Consider the following 22,728-nt stretch of genomic DNA (forward strand, 5'->3'; position numbering starts at 1 on the left):
ACCTTTAACAGATCATGCGAGCACAATTCGTTCTCTCCGAGACCTGGATCGGCCTGCGCCGAAACCTGACGATGACCATCGCGGTCATCACGACGGTGGCCATCTCCCTGGCCCTCTTCGGTGGCGGTCTGCTGGTCAACCAGCAGGTCTCCGAGATGCGCAGCTACTGGGACCAGCGGATCACGTTGACCATCTACATGTGCAACGAGATCTCTCCCGCGCAGACCTGCCAGGACAACGGCCCGGCGACCGACGCGGACCGCGAGGCCCTGCGGGCCGACCTCGACGACATGCCGCAGGTGGAGGGCTACACCTACTTGACCGCGGCCGAGGCCTGGCAGGACTTCCAGGAGCGGATCGGCTCCTCCAACGAGGCGCTGGCGGAGGCGGCGCAGGAGGGTGACATCCCGGACAACTTCCGGGTGCAGCTCACCGACCCCTCCCACTACGACACCGTGCGCAACGCGGTCACGGGCAGCCCCGGAGTGGACTCGGTCTCCAGCGACCAGAGCGTGCTGGACAAGTTCTACGACCTGCTCGACGGCCTCAAGTGGGCGGCGCTGGTGGTCGCGCTCGTGCAGCTCGCCGCTGCGGCGCTGCTGATCGGCAACACCATCCGCCTGTCCGCCTACAGCCGCCGCCGTGAGACGGGCATCATGCGGCTGGTCGGTGCGTCCAACTTCTACATCCAACTGCCGTTCCTTCTGGAGGGCGCGGTCTCGGGCCTCATCGGTGGTCTGATCGCCGCCGGCTTCATCGTGGCCACCCGCTACACGCTGCTCACCCAGATCGAGGCCTGGTTCCAGTTCGACGTCGGCCTGGGGACCGGATCGCTGCTGTACGTCATCGGCGTGTCGATCATCCTCGGCGTGCTGCTGTGTACCGTCACCTCGTTCCTCACGCTGCGCCGCTACCTGAAGATCTGATCCGGCGGGGCTGCCCGCCGACCCGCGGCGGCCGCGGAGAGCGGGTCCGCCGCCGACCGTTGAAAGGGATTCCACAGTGGCACGGGAAACCGGGCAGAAGCCCATCGCGCGGAACCGGCGTGCCCGGCACGACTACCACATCGACGAGACCTACGAGGCCGGTCTGGTCCTGACCGGGACCGAGGTGAAGTCCCTCCGGCAGGGCCGGGCCTCGCTCGTCGACGGTTTCGCCCACGTCCAGGACGGCGAGGTGTGGCTGGAGGGTGTCCACATCCCGGAGTATTCGCAGGGAACCTGGACAAACCATGCAGCTCGCAGATCCCGTAAGCTACTCCTGCACCGCGAGCAGATCTCCCGGCTCATCGGTAAGACCAATGAGCCCGGCCGCACCCTGATCCCTCTGTCGCTGTACTTCAGCGACGGTCGGGCCAAGGTCGAGCTCGCTCTGGCTCGCGGTAAGCGTGAGTACGACAAACGCCACGACATCGCCGAACGTGAGGCCAAGCGGGAGATGGAACGCGCGCTTCGCCGGCGGCGGTGAGTGCGCCGAAAGGAACACACACGGTGTCCCCCCGTCCCCTGGGCCGCCTCGCGGCCGCCGGCAGCGCCCTGACGATGGCCGTCACCCTCGCCGCATGCACGCCCCACCCCAGTCCGGAGGTGGCAGTCCGGTCCTTCCTGCTGGCCTGGCAGGACGGGGACCACGCGCGGGCCGCCGCCTACACCACCGGAGAGCCAGCTGAGGTCGAGGCGGCCCTCTCCGACGTGCACGACCAACTCGACCTGGCCGGTCTGCGCTTCGGCCTCGGGCCGATCTCTCGCGACGGCGACAGCGCCACCGCCGAGTTCAGCGCCACCGCCGACCTCGGTATCGGTGACCCCACCTGGGAGTACACCGGCGCCATGCCCCTGGAGTGGGGCCCCGACGGCTGGCGGATCGCGTGGTCGCCGTCGGTCATCCACCCCGACCTCGGGGAAGGCGAGCGGTTGGCGGTCAGCTACGAGATCCAGGCGCGCGGCCAGATCCTCGACCGCGACGGCGTACCGCTGGTGACCAGCGAGAGCGTCACCGCCTTCGGGGTCTACCCCGGGCGGATGGACGACCCCGAAGCGGGCGTCACCGAGCTGGCCGAACTCCTCGGCGAGGAGCCGGGGCCGCTGCTGGACCGCGTGCGCTCCGCACCGCCCGAGCAGTTCCAGCCGCTGGTGCTCATGCGCGGCCGCAACGTCGACACCGCGCTGCTCGAACAGGTCGGGCGGATCTCCGGCGTGGACACCCAGGCCGTGGAGGTCAACCTGACGCCGGCGGTGGCCCCGGCCGTCCTCGGCGAGGTCGCCGGGACCGCGGAGCACCGGGTCTCCTCCCGTGTCCCGGGCACCTACCAGGCGGGCGACACCGTCGGCCTGAGCGGATTGCAGAACATCTACCAGAACGAGCTCGCCGGGTCCGCCACCACCCAGGTGGTCTCGCTCGACGAGGACGGTGAGGTCATCGGGGTCCTGGAGTCCTGGCAGGGCGACCTCAGCGGCGAGATCACCACCACCCTGGACGCGGGGGTCCAGAGCGCCGCCGAGGAGGCAGCGGCGGGCATGCCCGGAAACGGCTACGTGGTGGCCGTGGACGTCTCCAGCGGCGAACTCCTGGCCTCGGCCGCGGCCTCGGGCGACACCACCGACAACGGCGGCCTGACCGGCTCCTACAAGCCGGGGGGCGCCTTCACGATCGTCTCCGCGCTGGCCGCCCTCCAGTCGGGCGCGGTGGGGGCCGACACCGAGGTGCCCTGCGGCTTCGAGACCGAGATCGGCGGGGAGCACTTCACCAACCCGCACGGGCAGACCGGGTTCGGCGACTCCAGCCTGAGTGCCGCCCTCGCTGTCAACTGCGCCGTCGGGTTCGCCGACCTGGGTGCGCAGGTGGGACCGGCAGCGCTCACCTCGGCCGCCGCCGACTTGGGCCTGGGAACCGGGTGGCAGCTTCCGCTGTCGGCCAACGCCGGTGAGGTGGCCATCGGCGGCGGCGAGGCCGAGGTCGCCCTGGCCATGAACGGCGAGCACGGGGTCCTGGTCAGCCCGCTGGGCATGGCGCTGGCCGCCGCGGCGGTCGCCGACGGCACGTGGCACGCGCCGACCCTGGTCAGCGGCCAGGAGCCGGAGACCGCGGACGGCGGTGCCCTGGACCCGGGTGCCCTGGAGGTGGTCCGGCAGGGGATGGGCGACGCGGTCGCCGGCCGCATGTCCTCGCTCAACGGCCCCCAGTACGGTGAGGAACAGGTGTACGGCCAGGCCGCCCGCGCCGAGCAGGGCGAGACGTCGCTGCACTGGTTCGTGGGCTACCAGGGCGGCGTGGCCTTCGCGGTCCTGGCCGAGGTCGACCCCGCGCGGACCCTGACGGGGCAGTACGCGTTCAACGCGGCGGCGGCCTTCCTGGGCGCGATGGCCGCGGGCGGGACCGAGGAGGGGATTTCCGAGGACCCGTTGGACCAGGCCGCGGGCGCGGGCGACCCCGCGTCGCCCACCAGTCCGGAGACCCCCGTCGCGGGCGCGGAGGACCCCGTCACGGAGGGGGTCGGAGCGGAGGCGCCCGCCCCGGCCCTTACCGAACAGGGGATTCCGGCGCAATAGTCCACGCCGGGCAACCCTGGAAGGGGTGCCCGGCGTCTTCCCTGGTGAGGCCGGTACCGCGACAGGGGGAAGCGGGAAGGCACGAGTGGGCAGGACCTCGTCTCGGGGGAGGGTCTGCCGGATGTTCAAGGTCGACTGACCCTGTCGACCGCCCCCGTGGGCCGCGTCAGACCTGTCTTGAGTCCGCGCCCACGGGGGATCTCCATGTCAGGAGCCCTGTACCGGCGGCGGGAATAGGCTTGGTGCCCGCCCCGTTGAAGCTGTAGAGTGGCGGCCAGCGGGCTTCGCCGCTCGCGTGTCGGCCCTCCCTTCGGGGAAGGCCGTGACAACTGCACAGGGGGTGATCGGTTTCGACTTCGGTAGTCGTTCCAGGGGAAGCGGGTCGAGGGTTGCGTCTGTGACCTCGTTAATCCTGCATTCGCATAAATTCAAGTGCCAATTCTAAGCGCACTGAGTTCGCTCTCGCTGCCTAAGCGATAGCGACTCTGTCGACCTGGGCTCGTCATCGGCTCAGGACCCGGCATCAGCTAGATGACTCACCGCTCGGACCAGGCCACGGGGCCGAGCGGGACACATACGTGGCTGGGCCTGTCAGCGATGTGTCCGTGTAAGCGCTGGGGCCGAGTAGAACGACAGCGCGGACTGCACCCGGAGAAGCCCTGGCTCGGTGCTGAAGGACGCGGGTTCGATTCCCGCCACCTCCACGAACTCAGGACGACCCTGCTCGCGCGTGACCGCGCTTGCCGGGTCGTCCTTTGTGTTTACCGGGGGCGACCCCCGAGCCCCCGTGCAGGCCCGTGTGGTCGATCGCTGGGCGACCTTCCCCGCGGGCCTGGTGCCTTCCGGTTGTTCTCGTTCTCGTGTCTGCTCCTGCACGTTCGGTTATAAACTGGTGGAAGTGCGGTTCTTGCAATAGCCACCGGCCGAACCCCTCAGGGAAGGACGCCCCCGTGGCCCCTCGCTCCGCAACTCTTCCCTTTTTCGCCCGGCCGTCTGCTCCTCGTGCCGCTGACTGCCCGGTGTGCAACGGGAGCGGAAAAGGCCTGGATCGATTCGGACGGCAAAGGTCCCTGGAAGGGCAGGCAACTCGTCGACTGCGGTGTCTGCGACGGACCGGGGCAGGCATAGGGCATGGACCTCGGCCGCATGCATGCCGACCTGGTGGCCGGGCTGGACGCCACTGACACCGTCCGGGCGGCGTTCGCCGACCATCCGCGCACCGGTTCATCCCGAACCTGGTCTGGCCCGGCCCCCAGGGGCTTCCGCTCATCCGCAAGCAGAATCCGGACCGGTGGGCGGACTACGTCTACACCGACGACGCAGTCATCACCCAGGCCAACGACGGGGGAGCGGGACCGCTCAACAAGCCCTCCTCCTCGTCCGCCCTCCAGCTCATGGCGGACATGATCGGGGCGCCGGGATCGGTCCGGGCATACGGGTGCTGGAGATCGGCGCCGGGACGGGGTGGAACGCGGCGATCCTGGCTTCCCTGGTCGGCCAGGCGGATGCCGCCGAGCGCGTTGCCCTGGTCGTCGCGGCTCAGGGTGAAGGCACCGTCCTACTCCAGGCGCGGCGCCACCGGGGGAGCGGAACCGTCGCGGGTCCGGTCCACCAGGTGGTCGTAGGCGGCGTTGAGCACGTGGTGGAACGGGATCCGGCTCAGCGGGGGCGCTCGCACTGCTGGGGCTCGGTGCCGGGGTTCTCCCCGACGATGACCGTGTCCACGTCGAAACCGGGCAGCGGGTCGGTGCCCTCGGGGGCGCGCAGGGCGCGGGCGGTCTGGGAGTGGATGTCGAACGCGGGGGCGTCCTCCAGGTCGGCGCCGCCGACGGTCAGGCCGCCGTAGCGCTCGGAGTCCCACTCGCGCAGGGCGTCCACGTCCACGCGCTGCGCGGACAGGCCCACCCAGACGTGGCCCTCGCGCATGAAGTAGTCGTGGGACAGGAACCAGTCGGTCTCGATGTCCTGACCGAAGCTGACGTTGTTCCACTCCAGGAAGGCGGCACCGCTGGAGTCGGCGGCGTCCGCCGGGCGGCGGACCACCATGCGGGTGGTGCAGGGGGAGGATCCGACGACCTCGCCGGTGTCGGTGCCGTAGTGCTGCGCCGTCCCTTCCAGGAGGAACTCCTCCTCGACGTAGTCGTAGGCGTCGAGGTCGACCTCGACGCCTCGCCCGTTTCGAGCGGGGGCAGCGGAGGTCCGTCGGCGGACATGGAGGGGTAGGAGTCCTTGGTGGCCGGGACGGGCCCGGAGACCGTGGCGGCGGGGCCGGTCGGGTCGGCTTGGGCGGGCAGCGCGCCCAGCAGGCCGGATACGAGGACGAGGCTCGTAGTGGTGACGCCGAGACGCAGGGGGCTCGTGAGCGCATCCGAATGTTACCTCTGAGTAGCCTGGCGTTGCGCTCAGAACGCTGCGTTCGGTGAACGTGCGAGGCCAGGAGTCACGCCCCCTGGTCCTCACGTGTGGAAGCGGACGCGTGGAAACACCGAGGAACCCACGGATACGTCCGGGAGGGGCCGGTGCGGGGCCGCGCCGCGGCCCCGCCCGCCTCACGCCTCGGTGGCCCCCACCAGCCAGGCGACCTTGTGCGCGGCCACCCCCGGGCTCGCGCTGCCGCCCAGGTAGACGCCGAACGAGGCGATGAAGGCGTGTCCCTGCTCGCGGCGCTCGCAGAGCACGTCCTCGACGGCGTGGACCGACCGCGGGTTGGCGACCCGCAGCCGGGGTGAGGGCTCGTCCGCCACGTCCGCCGTCACGTCGTAGCGCGACAGCTCGTCGGCGAGTTTCTCCAGGTGCGCGCGCTCTTCGGAGGGCACGCGGGCCGACGTGTGGTCCTGTGCCTGTCCCGACTCGGCCATGGGTGATCCTTTCGTGTCGAGCACGGGTGTCCTCAATGCCCGACCGCCATTGTGGCCCAGCGGAAAACCCCCGAATGCGCACCGCGACTACGACACGCCGTCGGCCAGCCACTCGCCGCGGTGCATGGCCCGGCCCACGGAGAGGTCGTCGGCGAAGACCAGCAGGTCGGCGGGGGCGCCCGCCTCGATCCGCCCCGCGTCGATCCCGAGCGAGCGCGCGGGCACGCAGGAAGCCGAGCGCACCGCGTCGGGCAGCGTCGCGCCGTGGTCGGTCACCGCGTTGCGTACCGCCTGGGGGAGCACGATGGTGCTGGAGGCGATCGCGCCGTTCTCCACCAGCCTCGCCTCGCCCCCCTGGACGCGCACCCGCAGGTTCCCGAGCGTGTACTGGCCGTCGCCGAGGCCGGTCGCCGACATCGCGTCGGTCACCAGTGACACCCGCCCGGCCCCGGCGGCGGAGAACACGAGCCGCCCCGCCCCCGGGTGGACGTGCACGTTGTCGGCGATGAGCTCCACGGTGACCCGCTCGTCGTGCAGCGCCGCCGCGACGGGGCCGGGGTCGCGGTGGTTCATCGGACGCATCGCGTTGTACAGGTGCGTGGCCACGGTGGCTCCCGCGTCGAAGGCCGCCAGGGTCTGCTCGTAGCAGGACTCGGTATGGCCCACGGCGACCACCACGCCCGAGGAGGCCGCGGCGTGGATGAGGTCCAGCGCTCCCGGCAGTTCGGGCGCCACCGTGATCATGCGCACGTGTCCCCGGCCGGCCGTGAGCCAGCGGTCGAACTCGTCGGTGTCGGGCTCGCGCAGCAGGTCCGGATCGTGTGCCCCGCACTTGGACCGGGCGATGAAGGGGCCCTCCAGATAGATCCCCGCCAGCTCGCCCGACTCGCACAGTTCGGCGAGCGCCGAGACCTGGCGGAGCGTGTCCTCCGGGGTGGCGGCGACCAGGCCGCCCACCATCGAGGTCACCCCCTGGGAGCGGTTGAACGCGGCGATCCTGCCCGCCGCCTCGGGGTCGGCCTCGGTGAAGGCGTGCCCTATGCCGCCGTGCACGTGGGTGTCGACCAGGCCCGGAGCGACCCATGCGCCGTTGAGGTCGTGGACGGGCCCGGGAGGGGGGTTCCCGGTGCCGAGCGCGGCGATACGGCCGTCCTCGACCAGGAGCCAGCCGTCGTGGACTTCGTTCGGTAGGACGAACCGGGCATTGGCGAGGGTGACGGGGGTGTGGGCCATGTTCGGGCTCTCTCCGGAACTCTCGGTCAGTGGTGTGTCGCACATTACATCCGCGGTGCGGGGGCCCTCGGTACAATCCGGGATTCCCTCTGGAGCTGGGACATCTTGCCCTGTGGAACGGTGTATCCGTGGTATGGGCGGGGGCCGCAGGCCGGGAGAGGCCGCGCGCATGCATTGACGATAGTGGCAGCCGAGCCCCATCATGGAGGCATGTCCGCCGGTGAGCTGCTTGTCCAGCGCCTGCATGTCGATCTGCGACAGCAGGCGAGCGCGCTCTGTCGTAGCTAGCGCATAGCGGGGCCCCGCCCCGCGGCACGGCTCTGCCCGTGCCCTCGCAGACACCGGACGCGCACTCCCTTCCGATATCTCTCGGGCTTTCGGGCCGGACTCCACGGCTTCGGGAGTACCCCTGCGAATCCGACCACCGGCCCGTGCCGGTTGGGCGGGGGAACGTTGTCACCTCCGGTGTCGAAGAACGAACACCGCCCCCCGACGCCTCCCCGCTTCCGGTCCGAACCCAGGAGTTCTCCCATGACCCGCTTCACCGTGCTCGTCGCCGCACCCCAGACCCGCTCCGCCGTTTACTCCACCGCTCTCGACGCGGCCGCCGAGATCTCCTCCCGCGCGGGGGTCGACGCCTGCCCCGAGGTCGTCGACCTCGCCGGGATCGGCCCCGAGCTGCTCGCCGAATCCTCCGAGGCGGTCGACGCCGCCCTGGCCCGGGTGCGCGGCAGCGACGTCCTGCTCGTGGCCTCCCCACAGGTGCACGGCACCTACACCGGTCTGCTCAAGGTCTTCCTGGACCGCCTGCCCGAACTGGGCCTGGGCCACACGGTGGCGGTTCCGCTCGCCGTCGTCGAGGACCTGCGCAACAGCCGCGGGATCGAGGAGGATCTGCGCGTCCTGCTCGCCGACCTGGGCGCCTGGGTCGCCGAGCCCGGCCTCGTCCTGGGTGCCGACGAGACCGACCGCCCCGGGAACGTGGTGCGCGCGTGGGCCGACATCGCCGCTCCGGGCCTGCGCCAGGCCGTGTCCGTCGCGGTCTGAGACGGGGCGGACCGCGGCCGCCCCGCGCGGCGGCGGAGCACGTGTTCGTCGCCGAACCGTGCCCGTATCCGGGCCCCGTCCCGGATACTGGTCTGGGAAGGGTCTCCCGCCCCCGCCGGCCAGCCGATCACCCGCGGCGGGTGGGGACCGGTCGCGACGCACGCGCGGCGTCACAGCGTGGGATGGGGCACGGTGCAGGATTCGGACGAGCCCGAGCAGGATTCCTCTGAACGCGGGAGCGGGCCGGGCCGCGGTCCCGGTGCGCTCGCCGCGTGGCTCGGGGACCGCTGGTCCGCGCTGGCCCCGCACGTGTTCGACCGCCTCCTGCTGCTGACCTCCCACGGCAGGCCCTCCCGGTTCGAACCCGGGCCCCTCGGCCTGTTCGGCGTCATGGTCGCGGCCATGGCGGTCACCTTCCTCGTCATCGGGACCGGGACCGGGGGTGCGGGCGTCCCCCGGGGCGGCGCGCCCTCCCCGGGGCACTCGGAGGCCCCCGCCCAGGGGCGTCTGAGGTTCATGCTGGTCGGGGACTCCCTCACCCAGGGAAGCAGCGGTGACCACACCTGGCGGTACCGGCTGTGGAAGCACCTGGAGACGGTCGGCGTCGAGGCCGACTTCGTCGGTCCCTACGACGGCGTCTACGGGCTCCACGGGGGCGGGCACGGCGTCCGTGACTACGCCGATCCCGTCTTCGACACCGACCACGCGGCCCGCTGGGGGAGCGGTGCGGACGAACTCGCGCGCACCGCCGCCCAGGCCGCGGCCCAGGGCCGGCCCCAGTACGTGCTGGTCCTGGCCGGGACCGAGGACCTCCTGAGCGGGGGCAGCGCCGAGCACGCCCTGGCGGCGGTGGAGGACATCGTCTCGACGGTGCGGGTCGCCGCGGACGGGGTCCGGTTCGTGGTGGGCGAACTCCCGCCGGTGGAGGGCACCGGTGACGACGCCCGCGTCAACACCCAGGTCCACCGGTTCAACGCCGGTGTGGCGGGCCTCGCCGAACGGCTGTCATCGGATGGCTCCGCGGTGGCCGTCGCCCGGGTGGCCGACGGCTACGTGCCCTCCCGTGACGACTGGGACCACGTCCACCCCAACGCGCGGGGCGAGGTGCGCATCGCCGCCGCCTTCGCCGACGCGCTGGCCGGAGCGCTGGGGGTGGGGGAGCGCTACCCCCGGCCGCTCGCGCAACCCCGGACCGGGCCGCTGACGGCCCCCGAGCCCGAGGCCGAGCGCGATGGGGAGGTCCTGGAGATCAGTTGGGAGCCGGTCCCCGGTGCCACGGCCTACCGGGTCACCCGGCGCAGGCTGGACCCCGATCCCGGCGAGGCGGCGGTCCTGCCCGTGGACGTGGCCGAGGGGGAGGACGGTCTGCGGTCGGTACTGGTCGAGGGTCTGTCGAGCGGTGCCGAGTACGAGTTCACCGTCCGCCAGTACAAGGGCAGGGACGAGGGGGTGCCCTCCGAACCGCTCCGGTGGGTGTGGGACGACGATCCGCCGCCCGCGCCGACGGGCGTGCGCGTGGCCGGCGAGCGCGTGCTGTGGGACGCGGTGGCCGAGGCCGACCGTTACGAGGTGTGGACACGGGCGCTGGTGTGCGATGCGGGGGACGAGGCGCGGGTGCCGTACCACCCTGCGGAGGACGAGGAGAGGGGCGGCGACGGCGACGGCGGTGCCGACCAGGGCGGCGACGGCGGCACCGACCGGGACGGCGAGGGCCGCGGATCCGAGGAACCCGGCCGCGAGGGGCAGCGGGCCCCCGGCGTCCCCGGGCAGGGGACCCCGCTCCCGGAGCAGCCCGCCCCCGCGCCGACGGTTCCCGCCCCGGTCCCCTCGGAGCCGTCCCGGCCCGCACCGTCGGCCAAGCCGGCGGAGCCGGAGTGCGCACCCGTCGACGGCCGGGGCCCCGGCATCGGCCGCGGGTGGCGCTCCCAGGGGGCGACCGGTACCCGTGCCGCGTGGCGGGTGACTGTGGACGGCCCCCACGAGGTGGTGGTGCGCGCCCACCGCGACTACGTGGAGGGCGGCTTCTCGGCCACTCTGGTCCTGGAGGACGCCTGAGCGCGGGCTGGGGGCAGCGGTCCGCCTGCCGCGCCCGGAGGTGCCGGGCGCTCGCCGTCGCGGTAGGCCTTCCACGGGCCGTTTTCCGACGGGCAAGCGTCACCCCGGCAGTTTAGGATCGGCCCCATGTGCGGTCGCTATGCCCAGTCCAGGAACCACCGGCAGCTCCAGCTCGCCTTCGGCCTGCCCGAGGAGGCGCTCACCGAGGAACCGCCCGACCCCAGGGCGTGGCCGCCGCTGGACGAGCTGCCCGCCGACTACAACATCGCCCCGGGCAGGCCCGTCTACGCTGTCCTCGGCCCGCCCCCGCAAGGGGAGGGCGTGTCCCCCGGCCCGTGCTCGCTGCACACCCTGCGCTGGGGGCTGGTCCCCTCCTGGGCCAAGGAGCGGGGCATCGGCTACCGGATGATCAACGCCCGCGCCGAGACCGTGGCCGACAAACCCGCCTTCCGCGCGGCCTACCGCCGCCGCCGCTGCCTGCTGCCCGCCGACGCCTACTACGAGTGGCAGCTGGTGGGACCGGACGGGCGCCCTCGGCCCAGCACGTCCCCGGCCACCGACCCCGAGCACAAGAAGCGCAAGTCCAAGGCGGCCAAGCGCCCCTTCGCGATCCGCTACCGGGACGGCGCTCCGCTGGCCCTGGCGGGGATCTTCGAGCGCTGGCGCGACCCGGAGACGGACGAGAGCGACCCCGCCGCCTGGCTGTGGAGCTGCGCGGTCGTCACCACGCAGGCCGCCCCCGGCCTCGACCACATCCACGAGCGCATGCCCGTCGTCGTGCCCGAGCAGGACTGGCGGGTCTGGCTGGACCCGGCCTCCGGGTCCGCCGACCTCTCCCACACCCTGGCCTCGACTCCGGTGTCGGAGCTGGCGGTCGACGAGGTGTCCACCGAGGTCAACAGCGTCAAGAACAACGGGCCGGGCCTGCTCGAACCCGTGGCGGGGGAGGAACCGGACACCCTCTTCTGAGGGGTCCGTTCCCCTTCCGGCGCGGACGTTCATCCGGCGTCCGCAAGTGAACCAGCAGTATCGAAACCATGGGTTCACTGTCTGCCGGCTTCGTCGTGCGTGTCGGCATCCCGCCACAGGGGCGGAACGGCGGGCACACCCTCCCCGTCAGCTCACCCTCCTCACCACCGCGTGCGCGCTCCCGCTCGCCGGCTGCTCCTCCTCCGACGGCGACAACGGCTCCGGCGCCCTCGTCTTCGCTTCTCAGCCCGGCACCGACGGCCCCGAGCGGCTCGCTCAGACCGAGCCGGTCGCCGGCATCGCCACCGAGTGCCCCGCCGACTCCAGGGGCGTGGCCGGGACGGACGCGAGAGAAGGCGGGCGACCAGTGCGTCCAGCACCGTTCGGGAGGCGCGCGGTGATAGGGGGCTGCGAGTACCGCTCGGGGCCACCGCGGAGGAGCGGTCTGCCGGGAGAACCACGTCCGGGTCCGCCAAGAGCCGCTCCTGGAACGGGTGCGGGCGGAGGCCGCCCGCGGCGGCCCGCCCTCCGGCACCGATGTGGAGGCCTTCGCCGAGCTCCTCTCCGGGGCGGGCCATGACCAGTTCCCGGTGCGCCCCGGCGACGGCCTGGGCCTGGACCGGATCCACCGGGCCGTCCGCCTGGTCAGGTCCGCCGCCTCCTGAGCCCGGGGCCACACTTTTCTGACCCCGGGGTGATGGACGGGGGCACCGCGCCCCCGGTTATGGTGTGCGGGGCCCAAGGGCCTGTGACAACTGCAACGCGGGAGCTCGCGCCATGGCGGGCTGAGAGGGCGGCTCAAAGGTGTCGCCGACCGCAGAACCTGTTCGGGTAATTCCGACGTAGGGAGGCATGCCATGACGTCCAGCGACGGTCGTTCCCCCGGTTCCGCCAGTGACGGCGGCCAGGTGACCACCGGTCCCATCATGGGATCGTGCAAGGTCTACCGAGAGATCGACGACCCCGCCGGTTTCGCGCTCCGCGTTCCCCGGCGCAGGGTGGAGCTCAGCGACGGCAGCCACTTCGACCTGTACGACACCTCCGGCCCCTACACCGACCCCTCCGCCGACATCGACGTCCACCGCGGCCTGCCCCCGGCCCGGCGGCCGTGGATCGACTCCCTGCCGCCGGTGGGCGGGGCGGTCACACAACTGGCCCACGCCAAGGCCGGGACCATCACCCCCGAGATGCGCTTCGTGGCCGAGCGCGAGGGCGTGGCCCCCGAGTTCGTGCGCTCGGAAGTCGCCGTGGGCCGGGCGGTCATCCCGGTCAACCGCAACCACCCCGAGTCCGAGCCGACCATCATCGGCAAGAACTTCCTGGTCAAGATCAACGCCAACATCGGCAACTCCGCCGTCACCTCCTCCGTGCCCGAGGAGGTGGAGAAGATGGTGTGGGCTACCCGGTGGGGTGCCGACACCGTCATGGACCTGTCCACCGGCAAGCGCATCCACGAGACCCGGGAGCGCATCCTGCGCAACTCCCCGGTCCCGATCGGCACGGTCCCCATCTACCAGGCGCTGGAGAAGGTCGACGGTGATCCCGCGCGGCTGAGCTGGGAGGTCTACCGCGACACCGTGATCGAGCAGGCCGAACAGGGCGTCGACTACATGACCGTGCACGCCGGGGTCCTGCTGCGGTACGTGCCGCTCACCGCCCGGCGGGTCACCGGCATCGTCTCGCGCGGCGGGTCGATCATGGCCGCCTGGTGCCTGGCCCACCACCGGGAGAGCTTCCTCTACACGCACTTCGAGGAGCTCTGCGCGATCCTGCGCGAGTACGACGTCACCTTCTCCCTGGGGGACGGGCTCCGGCCGGGGTCGATCGCCGACGCCAACGACGAGGCCCAGTTCGCCGAACTGCGCACCCTCGGCGAGCTCACGCACCTGGCCCGCGCCCACGACGTGCAGGTCATGGTCGAGGGGCCGGGCCACGTCCCCATGCACAAGATCGCGGAGAACGTGCGCCTGGAGGAGGAGCTGTGCGGCGAGGCGCCGTTCTACACGCTTGGCCCCCTGGCCACGGACGTCGCGCCCGGCTACGACCACATCACCTCCGCGATCGGCGCCGCGCAGATCGGGTGGCTGGGCACGGCCATGCTCTGCTACGTCACCCCCAAGGAGCACCTGGGGCTGCCCGACCGGGACGACGTCAAGACCGGTGTGGTCACCTACAAGCTCGCCGCGCACGCCGCCGACCTGGCCAAGGGGCACCCCGGGGCGCGGGAGTGGGACGACGCGTTGTCCAGGGCGCGGTTCGAGTTCCGCTGGCGCGACCAGTTCCACCTGTCCCTGGACCCGGAGACGGCGCAGGCCTACCATGACGAGACCCTGCCAGCCGAACCCGCCAAGACGGCGCACTTCTGCTCGATGTGCGGGCCGAAGTTCTGCTCCATGCGGATCTCCCAGGACGTGCGCGAGTACGCCCGGGAGCGGGGGCTGGACACCGTGGCGGCCGTGGAGAGGGGCATGGCGGAGAAGTCCTCGGAGTTCACCTCCTCGGGAGGCCGGGTCTACCTGCCGATGGCCGAGTGAGCCGTGGGCGGGGCGCGTCGTCCTTCGGCGCGCCCCGCGCCTCAGTCGGGTTTGCGGGCGCTGGCCACCAGGTGTACGCCCACGTAGTCGTCGGACTCGGTGGCGCGCAGCTCCATCTCCACCAGGCGGCCCATCGATCTGGGGTCGCGGGTCAGCATCATCTCGACCGTGGAGGCCGACAGCACCGTGCGCGGCTTGAGCCACTCCAGTTCGAGCCCGGCGTCCGCCAGGCACTCGGTGAGTTGTTCCGCGGTGAAGCAGCGGGTGATGGAGCCGTCCGGCCAGGGGACCAGGAGCACGTCGGCGCTGGGGGCGTGGCTGAGCTCGGGCCAACAGTCCTGTTCGGCCAGCAGGGCCATTCCCAGCACCACCGAGTCCACGCAGGCGAGCACCCGTCCGCCGGGGCGCAGGACCCGCGTGATCTCCGCGAGGGAGGCCTCGGTCGCCAGTTGCCGGGACAGGACACGGTTGTCGGCGATGACCCCGTCGAAGGACTCGGAGGCGAAGGCGCGCATCAGGGCGGAGTCGCCCACGACGGGGCACATCCGGCCGCGTCTGGCGGGTCTGGGCGGGACCGCGCGCCCGTTCACGAGGGTCAGGGGGCGGCGCATGGCCATGTCCGGTGACGGCAGCAGGGTGACGACGTCGTGTCCGGAGGCGACGGCCCGGTGCGTGCCCTGGAAGTCGGGGCTCGACAGGTCGAGAAGCCGTGCGGGCGCGGAGGGGAGCCAGCCGCCGATCTGCGCTTCGGCGACGGCCCAGTAGAAGCGCCAGTAGTCCGAGAGCCGGTCGGGGGCGGAGAACTGGGCGGCCGGGGACCGGGGGCGATCGGCGGCCGGAGTCGAGGACGGTTGCACGTGCACTCCTCTCCCATCCTGAAATGGTCCTACCCGCACTCTCCCATGACTCACCTCCACAGACGCAGCCGATCAGCGAAGTTCGCGCTCCGAACGGAAGCGGATCGGGGGTGAACGGGTGCCCTGTCACCGGAATCAGCCCGCAGAGAACATTGTTGTGACCGTCACCGCGAGGGCGAGTACGCCCCGGAGACGCTTCCCTGGGAAGGAGGGCCATGCCGAGAGCCAGTGCGTGCCTTGAGAAGAAGCGCGTCTCGGTGCCACGCGACGGCGGTGTGTGGATTCCGTCGGACGGACCGTATCTTTGGGGTATGGATGCTCCACCCGGGACCAGCGCAGGGAGGCCGACCGGCTTGGAACAGGGCCATGAGGAGGGCCAGGAGACGGTACGCGAGCGCGAGGAGCGTTTCGAGAGGGACGTGTTGCCCTTTCTCGACCAGCTCTACTCGGCCGGGCTGCGCATGACCCGCAACCCCGCGGACGCCGAGGACCTCGTCCAGGAGACGTTCGCCAAGGCGTTCGGTTCGTTCCACCAGTTCAAGCGGGGGACGAACCTCAAGGCATGGCTGTACCGCATCCTCACCAACACCTTCATCAACTCCTACCGCAAGAAGCAGCGGGAGCCCAAGCAGGCCGGAACCGAGGACATCGAGGACTGGCAGTTGGCGCAGGCGGCCTCGCACACGGCCGCCGGGCTGAAGTCAGCCGAGGCCGAGGCACTCGAACACCTGCCGGACAGCGACGTGAAACGGGCGTTGCAGGAGTTGCCTGAGGACTTCCGGATCGCGGTGTACCTCGCCGATGTCGAGGGCTTCGCCTACAAGGAGGTCGCGGAGATCATGGGCACGCCGATCGGGACGGTCATGTCCCGGTTGCACCGTGGGCGCCGCCAGCTTCGTTCGCTTCTGGAGGAGTACGCGGTGGACCGCGGGTTCCTGCCCGTGAAGGCGGCCTCCGCCACCGCAGGGCGGGGCGCGTCCGGGGAGGGCCGGGGACAGGCGAGTGGGTCGGATCGGGGAGATCGGCGATGAGCGGCGGCCACGGCAAGGACAAGGACATCTCGTGCAGTGAGGTGTTGGACAAGCTCTACACCTACATCGACGGTGAGCTTGAGGACGACAACTGCGACCAGGTCCGCGAGCATCTGGACGACTGTCGGCCCTGCCTGGAGGAGTACGGACTGGAGGAGGCCGTCAAGCGGCTGGTCGCCAGGCACTGCGGGTGCGACCCCGTTCCCTTGGGCCTGCGGGACAAGGTCCTCGGACGGCTGGCGCGGGCCCGTGAGGAGTACGCGGCGCGTGAGGTGGGGGTGGAACGGCCCGGAACCCCCACCTGATCCGGGGGGCGCGAAACGGCGGGTGCACGGGGCGGCGGTGCCGGAGAATTCTCCGGCACCGCCGCCCCGTATCGTGTGCGGAGTAGGTGTGGCGCAGATGCGCCATTAAAGTCGAATGTCATATTATGAACGCTCTGCCATCATTGGGTATTGTTTATGGGATTATTCCGTATCTCTGATGTGGTTTTGGTCGACTTGTGGGAGGTCTGGTTCCTTCGCTGGGCGGCGACACGCCCGGCGGCGCGCCCCTCTTTCGTGTCGTGATCGACTCGGAATGATTTTTCCCGTCGATCTTGGCCGCCGCATGATGATGTGACCATGTGTAGTCGCGACTGGTGGGTATAGGTGTCCTGCTGTGCGGGTTTCTCCGTGAGGGTGGGGGTTGCGCGGTCTCGACTGCTCTTCTGGTGTTACGTAGAGTTAGATCGCCCATTTCCTAGTTGAATTAGTATTTCCATATGATGGAATTATCGATGCTCTTCTGGGTGTGTTCGGGGTACGGTTCGGGTCGTGGGTAATCGGGTGGCTACGCTTGGCCGTTAAACTGGACTCCATATCCAACGAATGGGGTAATTTATTCCGCGTGTCCAGGGAGTGGGCACGTGTATGACTCGGGGAGAGGGGACAACCGTGTTCATCGGCATGGTGCACGTCGTGATGATGGTTCTTTGGTCGGTATCCGCCTTCGCCGGATGGTCCTGGTGGTAGAACAGAACCGGTGAAATCATGACAGTCTGAGTCGTCGTCGGCAGGGGGTGAACGGGGGTGCGGGCTCTTCCCGGTGGCGCACGCGTCTATGTCGGAACCATCATCGCCAGCGCCGTCGCCATCGTGTTGGTCGGGCCGTATTCGGGGATCCACCTCAAGACACTGGTCCTGGTGGCCGTCCTCTTCGTGGTCGCCGAGTCCATCAGCACGATCGTCGTCTCACACGGCAAGATGGGCATGTCGCCGAGTTCGGCGGTATCGCTCGCCGCGGTCGTCCTGGTCGGACCCGTGGGCGCGGCGGTGGTGGGGTTTGCCTCCTGCCTGACCATCCGCAGACAGAACCTGGTGAAACGGCTCTTCAACGGGGCCCAGTTCGCCTTGGCCGGATACGCCGCCGGGCACGCCTACCTCCTGTGCGGAGGCAGTGTCGGCCCGCCGGCGCGGGAGGACTTTCCGGCCGTCATCGCGCCCTACCTCGTCGCGGTCCTGACCCACACAGCGGTCAACTCCGCACTCGTCGGCGTGCTGATGTGGACACTGGGCGGCCAGCGCCCCCAGGGCAGGCGCCCGGTCAACTGGCGTCCGCTGGCCGCGGTCGAACTGTCCTCCATCGGCTACCAGATGCTCGGCCTGGCCATCGCGGCCGTGTGGGGCGGGGTCGGCGTCATCGCTCCGCTGATGGTCCTGCTGCCCCTGTTCATCGCCCGCTGGACCTTCGCCCAGCAGGCGGCCGAGGCACGGGCCCACGAGGCCACCCTCGCCACCCTGTGCCAGGCGGTCGAGACCAAGGACCACTACACCCGCGGCCACTGCATGCGCGTGGCCGAGGCATCCGCGATGATCGCGCGGGAGCTCGGCATGCCCGCCGAACGGGTGCAGAAGATCCGCTACGCCGGAATGCTGCACGACATCGGCAAGCTCGGGGTGCCCACCAAGGTGCTCCAGAAGCAGGGCAGGCTCACCGACGAGGAGTACGCGGTCATCAAGCTGCACCCCACGCGCGGCTACGAGATCGTCCGCGAGATCAGCTTCCTCGACGAGACTCTGGACGGGATCCGCCACCACCACGAGAAGCTGGACGGAACTGGTTACCCGATGGGGCTGGTGGGGATGGAGATCCCCGAGTCCGCCCGCATCATCAGCGTGGCCGACGTGTTCGACTGCCTCACTTCCACCCGCTCCTACAAGAAGGCGTGGCCGGTGGACGAGGCCATCGCCGAACTGCGCGACTGCGCCGGGACCCAGTTCGACCCGCGGATGGTGGAGGCGCTCGTGCGGGCCGTCGCCCGCGAGGGCTGGAGCACACCCGACATCGCCGAACCGCCCGGCGGCAGCTACACGGTGCCCGAACAGGGCTCCCCCGCCGACGATCGGGCCTCGGCGCGCGGCGGCGGCGCGCCCGCCGAGGCAGTGACCGGCGGGCGCGAGTGATGGCAGAGGAACGGGAGAGCGGGGAGCCGCCCTCCCGGCGGCCCCTGACCGGCCCCGAGGGCGGCGCGCTCCGGCACCACAGGCCCCGCGGACCCTTCTGGCGCACCACGCGCCCCCTGCGGGCCGTACTCGTCGGCGCGGCAGGTGCCGCGGCGCTCTTCGCCCTCGTCTCGACCGCGGTGCACGGCACCGTCCAGCCCTACGTCGCCCTGGCCTTCTGCCTGGTCATCACGGGCGGCGAGATGTCGCGCATCACTCTGCCCGGTCACCGGGAGGTCGCCCCCATCGCCTCGGCGGGCGCGATCAGCTACGCGCTGCTGATCAGTCTGGGCGGCAACCCCGTCCAGCACCCGGCGGCCCAGGTGATCGCCGTCGTCTCCCTGGGCATGGCGCTGGGGGAGCTGCCCTACGTCGCGGTCGGCCGCGGGCCGCGGATGGAAGACCTCGCCCGCCGCCTGCTCACCGTGGTGCTGATCGCCGTGCTGTTTCGCCCGCTGGCCGACACGCTCTCCCTGACGGAGGCCTCGGTCGGGCTCAGCGCCCTGATGACCCTCCTCGTGATGTGCGCCTGGCTGACCGACGCGGTGGTGGCCGCGGCGGTGCGTGCCGAACGGCTGCGCACCGGCCTGCTGGTCGCGGCCCGGGACGAGGTGCGCGCCCAGTTCGCCACGGGGGCCGCCATCGGCGCGAGCGGGGTCCTGATCGCCCTGGCCTGCACCGTTACCGGGCTCGTGGGCCTTCTGGTGTTCAGCGCCCCGCTCCTGGTCTCCCAGATCGCCTTCCGGCGCCACGCGGTGGTGCGCCGCACCTACCTGGAGACGGTGCGCGCGCTGTCCAGGGTCACCGAGGTCGGCGGCTACGTGGAGAACGGCCACTCCCGCCGCGTCAGCCACCTCGCGCACGGGATCGCCTGCGAACTGGGGTTCTCCGAGGACCGGCTCCTGGAACTGGAGTACGCGGCCCTGATGCACGACATCGGACAACTGTCCCTGCACGAGCCCATCGCCGGAGGGGCGACCGTCTTGTCCTCGCCCAAGGAACAGCGCCGGATCGCCGAGCTCGGGTCGGACATCATCCGCCAGACCGGCGTCCTGGACGAGGTCGCCGAGATCGTCCGCCGCCAGTGCGAGCCCGTGGCCGGGGACGGCGAGGCCGGCGCGCCCCCGCTGGGCAGCCGCATCATCAAGGTCGCCAACGCCTTCGACGACCTGGTCGGCGGGAGCGACGACGAGGTCCGCCGCGCGGCCGTCCTGGAGCGGCTCCGTATGGACACCGACAGCGAGTACGACCCCAGGGTCGTGGACGCCCTGGCGACCGTCCTGGCCCGGGCCTGAAGCCCTTGCGTCAGTCCGTCGGGGGGCGTAGACGTGTGACGAATTTATACCGGTCGCCGCGGTACAGGGACCGCACCCACTCCACCGGGTGTCCGTCGCCGTCGAAGCTGTGCTGGCAGTGCAGGACCAGCGGCAGCCCCACGTCCACCCCCAGCAGCCGCGCCTCGTTGGGCGTGGCCAGGACTGTCTCGATGGAGGCCTCGGCTTCGGCGAGCGACACGTCGTAGGCGCTCGCCAGAGCCTCGTAGAGCGATGCGTAGCGGTCGAGCTGGCGCCGTAGTCCGGGGAAGCGCCGTGCGGCCAGGTGCGCCGTCTCCACAGCCATCGGTTCACCGTTGGCCAGCCGCAGCCGCTCGATTCTCAGCACGCGCCCGCCCGAGCGGATCGCCAGGAGCTCGGCGAGCTGGTCGTCGGCGTTGATGTAGCTCACGTCCAGGATCCGGGTGGCCGGGTGCAGTCCGTGCGCCCGCATCTCCTGCGTGTAACTGGTCAACTGGAGGATCTGGGCGACCTTCGGCTTGGCGACGAATGTGCCCTTGCCCTGGACGCGCAGGAGGCGCCCCTCCACCACCATCTCGGTCAGCGCCTGGCGCACGGTGGTCCTGGAGGTCCCGAACTGCGTCGCCAGGGCCCGCTCCGGCGGTACCGGGTTGCCCGCCGGCATCGCCTCGATGAGCTCCAGGAGCTGCTTCTTCACCTGGTAGTACTTCGGCACCCGCGGGTTGCCGTCCAGTGTGCGTTGACCTGCCATCGGTCTCCTCCAAGGCGTCCCGCTCGGTCCACGCGCCCCGCCGTGGCGGCCGGTCGGTCGGTGCGAAGACCACCGATTGGTGTGGACCACTGGTCGAGTGCGTACCTCTTGAGTATGCACGCCTTCATGGGATGATTTGTGAGTGCCTCACCTCAGTGATCTCATCCGGCGACACACGCCGCTCAAGCAAGCGGACATGGAGTGGATCCAGTCCCTGGTCTCGGACTGGCAGCTCCTCGCGGACCTGTCGTTCGCCGATCTCGTCCTGTGGGTGCGCCTGCGCGACGACGACGGCTGGATCGCGGTCGCCCAGATGCGCCCGACGACCGGACCGACGGCGTTCCAGGACGATCTGGTGGAGACGGTGCTGCGGGACGACACGGGCGACCCCTCCTCCGCCAAGCCGATGCTGCGCGCGGTCGGCCGCCTGGCCCTCATCGACCGCGCCTGGCGCGAGGGGCGCATCTGCCGGGACGGCGATCCCGACTGGTCGGGGGGCGTGCCCGTGCGCGAGGAGACCGTCCCGGTGCGCCGGGGAGACCGCCTCATCGGGGTTATCCAGCGCAGTACCAACCTCAGTTCGGCGCGTACCCCCAGCCGCCTGGAGCTCACCTACCTCCAGAGCGCAGGGGACCTGGCGCAGATGATCGCCGAGGGCGCGTTCCCCTTCAGCGACCAGGGGCCGCTCATGGTCCGCTCGCCCAGGGTCGGCGACGGGCTGCTGCGGATCGACCAGAACGGCGAGGTGGTCTACGCCAGCCCCAACGCGCTGTCCGCCTACCGCAGGCTAGGGCTGGCCGCGGACCTGGTGGGGGCACGTCTGGACCGCACCACCCTCGAACTGGCGGCGCAGGGCGAGGCCCGGGACGAGGCGCTCACCTACACCGCCAGCGGCCGGGCGCCGCAGGAGGCGGAGGTGGACGCGCGGGGCGTCACCGTCCAGTTGCGTGCGATACCGCTGGTCATCGACAAGGTGCGTATCGGAGCCCTGGTGATGGTGCGCGACGTCACCGAACTCCGACGGCGCGAGCGCGAGCTGATGACCAAGGACGCGACCATCCGGGAGATCCACCACCGGGTGAAGAACAACCTCCAGACGGTGGCGGCGCTGCTGCGGTTGCAGGCCCGGCGCTTGGACGTACCCGAGGCGCGCGCGGCGCTGGACGAGGCCGTCGGCCGGGTGGGCTCGATCGCGATCGTGCACGAGATGCTCTCGCACACACCCGACGAGGTTGTGGACTTCGACGACATCGCCGACCGGGTCATGCAGATGGCAGCCGAGGTCTCCTCGACCGGCGGCACGGTGGTACCCCGGCGGACCGGCGGGTTCGGTCTGTTGTCGGCCCTGGTGGCCACGCCGCTGTCGATGGTGCTGGCGGAGCTGGTGCAGAACGCGGTGGAGCACGGCCTCGGACAGGGCCCCGGCAACATCGAGGTCAGGGTACGCCGCTCGGACGCGGCACCCGGCGGTGCCAAGGCGGGTGTTCTGGAGCTGGCGGTCTCCGACGACGGCGGGGGGCTGCCCAAGGACTTCGACCTGGAGGGGACGACGAGCCTGGGTCTGCAGATCGTGCGGACCCTCATCGTGGGCGAGCTGGGGGGAACCCTGGCGGTCGAGCCGAGGGACGACGGCGGTACGGAGGTGGCGATCAGCCTGCCCGTGGAGCACGAGGAGGGGTCACTGCCCTAGCACCCGCCGACCCTCTCAGCTGCGCACCATCGGGCGCCGAGCCAGGCCGCGCCTGCGCATGGCGCGCCGCTCGTCCTCGCTGGTACCGCCCCACACACCGCCGTCCTGTCCGCTCTCCAGGGCCCATCTCAGGCAGGCGGAGCTGACGGGGCAGCGGCGGCAGACCTCTTTGGCCTCCTCGATCTGGATCAGTGCGGGGCCGAAGTTGCCAATGGGGAAGAAAAGCTCGGGGTCTTCGTCACGGCAGGCTGCTTCGTGGCGCCAGTCCATGCGGTCCACTCCTCACGGTGAGGTGATCGGGGGTTGTGAACTTTTTCACGATCAAGGTGCGCGGGGCGCCCGGTGGAGGGTTCCCACCGGAGGGGGCAGGCCGGGAC

At 71.0% G+C, this 22,728-nt stretch carries 20 protein-coding genes, 1 other RNA gene, 1 pseudogene and 1 riboswitch; of the genes and pseudogenes, 15 read left to right on the plus strand and 7 right to left on the minus strand.

The features are described from left to right. Positions 1-14 precede the first annotated feature (14 nt). From ftsX to B042_RS26525, 5 genes and pseudogenes are all read left to right on the plus strand, one after another. A complete protein-coding gene (gene ftsX, locus B042_RS0111850) occupies positions 15-926 on the plus strand; it encodes a permease-like cell division protein FtsX (protein WP_028648472.1) in 912 nt (303 codons plus the stop codon). Positions 927-1,002: 76 nt separating this feature from the next. Further along, a complete protein-coding gene (smpB, locus tag B042_RS0111855) occupies positions 1,003-1,467 on the plus strand; it encodes an SsrA-binding protein SmpB (RefSeq protein ID WP_028648473.1) in 465 nt (154 codons plus the stop codon). 23 nt (positions 1,468-1,490) lie between these two features. After that, positions 1,491-3,548, plus strand: coding sequence for a penicillin-binding transpeptidase domain-containing protein (locus B042_RS22975; RefSeq protein WP_051415648.1), 2,058 nt, complete (start codon positions 1,491-1,493; stop codon positions 3,546-3,548). A gap of 336 nt (positions 3,549-3,884) precedes the next feature. Continuing rightward, positions 3,885-4,255: a transfer-messenger RNA gene (ssrA, locus tag B042_RS24975) on the plus strand. Between the two features lie 443 nt (positions 4,256-4,698). Beyond that, positions 4,699-5,016, plus strand: a pseudogene (locus B042_RS26525) (hypothetical protein); the annotation flags it as partial. A 90-nt stretch (positions 5,017-5,106) separates the two neighbouring features. Here the strand turns inward: B042_RS26525 and B042_RS26530 are convergent. From B042_RS26530 to nagA, 4 genes are all read right to left on the minus strand, one after another. Continuing rightward, entirely contained in the window at positions 5,107-5,226 is a 120-nt protein-coding gene (locus B042_RS26530) for an alpha/beta hydrolase domain-containing protein (protein WP_231493946.1), read from the minus strand. Beyond that, positions 5,208-6,101 (minus strand): alpha/beta hydrolase domain-containing protein, encoded by an 894-nt coding sequence (locus tag B042_RS26535; RefSeq protein ID WP_231493947.1) that lies wholly within the window; start codon positions 6,099-6,101, stop codon positions 5,208-5,210. The genes B042_RS26530 and B042_RS26535 overlap by 19 nt, the downstream gene beginning before the upstream one ends. Beyond that, positions 6,098-6,406 (minus strand): hypothetical protein, encoded by a 309-nt coding sequence (locus B042_RS0111885; RefSeq protein ID WP_028648475.1) that lies wholly within the window; start codon positions 6,404-6,406, stop codon positions 6,098-6,100. The genes B042_RS26535 and B042_RS0111885 overlap by 4 nt, the downstream gene beginning before the upstream one ends. Before the next feature lie 87 nt (positions 6,407-6,493). Beyond that, entirely contained in the window at positions 6,494-7,639 is a 1,146-nt protein-coding gene (gene nagA, locus B042_RS0111890; RefSeq protein ID WP_028648476.1) for an N-acetylglucosamine-6-phosphate deacetylase, read from the minus strand. Between the two features lie 531 nt (positions 7,640-8,170). Here nagA and B042_RS0111895 point away from each other — a divergent pair. From B042_RS0111895 to thiC, 5 genes are all read left to right on the plus strand, one after another. Continuing rightward, positions 8,171-8,686, plus strand: a complete 516-nt coding sequence (locus tag B042_RS0111895) for an NADPH-dependent FMN reductase (RefSeq protein ID WP_028648477.1) — start codon at positions 8,171-8,173, stop codon at positions 8,684-8,686. Between the two features lie 192 nt (positions 8,687-8,878). After that, positions 8,879-10,741 carry a GDSL-type esterase/lipase family protein gene (locus tag B042_RS0111900; protein ID WP_231493948.1) on the plus strand — a complete coding sequence of 621 codons (1,863 nt, stop codon included), beginning with the start codon at positions 8,879-8,881 and terminating at the stop codon, positions 10,739-10,741. Between the two features lie 126 nt (positions 10,742-10,867). Then, the gene (locus B042_RS0111905; RefSeq protein ID WP_028648479.1) at positions 10,868-11,710 is read left to right on the plus strand and encodes an SOS response-associated peptidase; all 843 of its coding nucleotides are present in this window, start codon (positions 10,868-10,870) and stop codon (positions 11,708-11,710) included. Between the two features lie 494 nt (positions 11,711-12,204). Then, positions 12,205-12,375 (plus strand): hypothetical protein, encoded by a 171-nt coding sequence (locus B042_RS25705; protein ID WP_155989041.1) that lies wholly within the window; start codon positions 12,205-12,207, stop codon positions 12,373-12,375. 87 nt (positions 12,376-12,462) lie between these two features. Then, a riboswitch (TPP riboswitch) is annotated at positions 12,463-12,574 on the plus strand. After that, the gene (gene thiC, locus B042_RS0111915) at positions 12,568-14,244 is read left to right on the plus strand and encodes a phosphomethylpyrimidine synthase ThiC (RefSeq protein ID WP_028648480.1); all 1,677 of its coding nucleotides are present in this window, start codon (positions 12,568-12,570) and stop codon (positions 14,242-14,244) included. (Overlaps the previous riboswitch by 7 nt.) Before the next feature lie 41 nt (positions 14,245-14,285). Here the strand turns inward: thiC and B042_RS0111920 are convergent, their stop codons facing one another. Next, positions 14,286-15,107: a class I SAM-dependent methyltransferase gene (locus B042_RS0111920; protein ID WP_028648481.1), complete on the minus strand. Its 822-nt coding sequence runs from the start codon at positions 15,105-15,107 to the stop codon at positions 14,286-14,288. A gap of 305 nt (positions 15,108-15,412) precedes the next feature. On the opposite strand from B042_RS0111920, the gene B042_RS0111925 reads away from it, so the two are divergent. The 4 genes from B042_RS0111925 (at position 15,413) to B042_RS0111940 (ending at position 19,910) form a co-directional block, all read left to right on the plus strand. After that, positions 15,413-16,132 (plus strand): sigma-70 family RNA polymerase sigma factor, encoded by a 720-nt coding sequence (locus B042_RS0111925; protein WP_051415649.1) that lies wholly within the window; start codon positions 15,413-15,415, stop codon positions 16,130-16,132. Next, positions 16,129-16,437, plus strand: a complete 309-nt coding sequence (gene rsrA, locus B042_RS0111930) for a mycothiol system anti-sigma-R factor (protein ID WP_028648483.1) — start codon at positions 16,129-16,131, stop codon at positions 16,435-16,437. The genes B042_RS0111925 and rsrA overlap by 4 nt, the downstream gene beginning before the upstream one ends. Before the next feature lie 831 nt (positions 16,438-17,268). Beyond that, the gene (locus tag B042_RS0111935; RefSeq protein WP_028648484.1) at positions 17,269-18,576 is read left to right on the plus strand and encodes an HD-GYP domain-containing protein; all 1,308 of its coding nucleotides are present in this window, start codon (positions 17,269-17,271) and stop codon (positions 18,574-18,576) included. Continuing rightward, the gene (locus tag B042_RS0111940; RefSeq protein ID WP_028648485.1) at positions 18,576-19,910 is read left to right on the plus strand and encodes an HD-GYP domain-containing protein; all 1,335 of its coding nucleotides are present in this window, start codon (positions 18,576-18,578) and stop codon (positions 19,908-19,910) included. The genes B042_RS0111935 and B042_RS0111940 overlap by 1 nt, the downstream gene beginning before the upstream one ends. A 10-nt stretch (positions 19,911-19,920) precedes the next feature. Here the strand turns inward: B042_RS0111940 and B042_RS0111945 are convergent, their stop codons facing one another. After that, complete coding sequence (locus tag B042_RS0111945) at positions 19,921-20,661, minus strand: GntR family transcriptional regulator (protein WP_028648486.1); 741 nt, start codon at positions 20,659-20,661, stop codon at positions 19,921-19,923. A 142-nt stretch (positions 20,662-20,803) separates the two neighbouring features. Here B042_RS0111945 and B042_RS0111950 point away from each other — a divergent pair, with 142 nt between their 5' ends. Further along, the gene (locus tag B042_RS0111950; RefSeq protein WP_028648487.1) at positions 20,804-22,351 is read left to right on the plus strand and encodes a sensor histidine kinase; all 1,548 of its coding nucleotides are present in this window, start codon (positions 20,804-20,806) and stop codon (positions 22,349-22,351) included. Between the two features lie 15 nt (positions 22,352-22,366). On the opposite strand, the gene B042_RS0111955 is transcribed toward B042_RS0111950, so the two are convergent. Next, positions 22,367-22,621, minus strand: a complete 255-nt coding sequence (locus B042_RS0111955) for a WhiB family transcriptional regulator (protein ID WP_028648488.1) — start codon at positions 22,619-22,621, stop codon at positions 22,367-22,369. Between the last annotated feature and the right edge of the window lie 107 nt (positions 22,622-22,728).

This window comes from Nocardiopsis sp. CNT312, assembly GCF_000515115.1.
Classification (GTDB): domain Bacteria; phylum Actinomycetota; class Actinomycetes; order Streptosporangiales; family Streptosporangiaceae; genus Nocardiopsis.